The organism is Corallococcus sp. 4LFB (assembly GCF_046520365.1).
Taxonomy (GTDB): domain Bacteria; phylum Myxococcota; class Myxococcia; order Myxococcales; family Myxococcaceae; genus Corallococcus; species Corallococcus caeni.
Genome location: NZ_JBKGHJ010000921.1, coordinates 1 through 1718 on the forward strand (window position 1 = coordinate 1; position 1718 = coordinate 1718).

Genomic DNA, 1718 nt, shown 5'->3' on the forward strand with positions numbered 1-1718 from the left:
TGTCCGGCACCAGCGTGGACGCGGCGGACGCGGCGCTGTGCCGCGTGGAGGGCACGGGCGCGGGCGTGGCGCTCCAGCTGCTCGCGCACGTCTCACGCCCCTTCTCCCCGGACCTCGTCGCGCGGGTCCTGGGCCCGCAGGACGCCCGGAGCCTCTGCGCCCTCAACTTCGAGCTCGGGGAGCGCTTCGCGGAGGCCGTCCTCGCCGTCATCGCGCGCGCGGGCGTGAAGCCCGGGGACATCCACGTCGTCGGCTCCCATGGCCAGACGATGGCCCACCTGCCCCCGGACCTGTCCCCCATCGCCTCCACGCTCCAGATTGGCGAAGCGGACGTCATCGCGGAGCGCACCGGCCTGCCCGTCGTCAGCGACTTCCGCACCCGCGACATGGCGGTGGGCGGCCAGGGCGCCCCGCTCGTGCCCTACCTGGACTGGGCCGTCTTCCGGAACCGCGAGCGGCCGGACGCCACGCGCGCGTTCCTCAACCTGGGCGGCATCGCCAACGTGAGCGTCGTGGGCGAGCACGTGGACGACACGCTCGCGTTCGACACCGGGCCCGCGAACATGGTGCTGGACGGCCTGGCGCGCCGGGTGACGCAGGGACGGCTCGGGTGCGACCGGGACGGGAGCCTGTCCTCCCGGGGACAGGTGATTCCGGCGCTCCTGGAGGAGCTGCTCGCGCATCCGTTCCTCGCGCGTCCTCCCCCGCGCAGCGCGGGCCGCGAGAGCTTTGGCGAGGCGCTGGTGGACCGGCTCTGGAAGGCGGCCCCGGAGCGGCCCACCGACTTGATGGCCACCGCGCGCGCCTTCACCGTGGAGGCCACCGCGCGCGCCTTCGAGACCTGGGTGCACCCCCGCTTCCCCCGGCTGGAGGCGGTGTACGCCTCCGGGGGTGGGACGCGGAACCCGGTGCTCATGGCGGACCTGCGGGCCCGGCTGGCCCCGGTGCCGCTGGAGCGGCTGGACGTGCTGGGCTTCCCCGAGGAGGCGAAGGAGGCGGCCCTCTTCGCCCTCCTCGCGGCCGAGCACCGGGCCGGGACGCCCGCGAATGTTCGCCCCGCAACTGGCGCAAGGCGCCGAGTCGTTCTAGGTAAGCTGACACCGTGAGCAGCGTGAACCTGATGGCCCGCGAAGTGGCCGCGAAGATCGTCTTCTACGGCCCCGGCCTGTCGGGGAAGACGACGACCCTGCGAAAGGTCTACGAGACCGTTCGCCCGGCCCACCGGGGCGAGATGATGTCCATCGCCACCGAAGGCGACCGGACGCTCTTCTTCGACTTCCTGCCCGTGAAGGTGGAGCGCGTGGGCGACTGCTCCGTGCGCCTGGCCCTCTACACCGTGCCCGGACAGGTCTTCTACAACGCCACCCGCAAGCTGGTGCTCCAGGGCGCGGACGGCGTCGTGTTCGTGGCGGACTCGCAGGCGGAGGCCATGGACGCCAACCGCGAGTCCCTGGCCAACCTGGAGGAGAACCTCCTGGAGAACGGCATCCGGTTGGACCGCTTCCCGCTGGTGATGCAGTGGAACAAGCGGGACCTGGACAACGTCCTCTCCGTGGAGGAGCTGCGCCGGGAGCTCAACCCGCGCGGCGTCCCCGACTTCGAGTCGGCCGCCACCAGCGGCCGCGGCGTGATGGACACGCTCAAGACCATCACCCGGCTGGTCATCAAGGACCTGCGCGCCAAGCGCATCGTCCCGCCGCCCCGCCCCGCGCCGCCCG

The 1718-nt window shown here is 72.8% G+C and carries 2 protein-coding genes; both read left to right on the top strand.

Going from position 1 to position 1718, the window contains the following annotated elements; all coding sequences use genetic code 11:
• The coding region (locus ACLEQD_RS42810; protein ID WP_410391711.1) for an anhydro-N-acetylmuramic acid kinase at positions 1–1106 on the top strand (1106 nt) is incomplete at its 5' end.
• On the top strand, positions 1103–1718 hold a 616-nt coding region (locus ACLEQD_RS42815), incomplete at its 3' end, for a GTP-binding protein (RefSeq protein ID WP_410391712.1). The genes ACLEQD_RS42810 and ACLEQD_RS42815, both read left to right, overlap by 4 nt.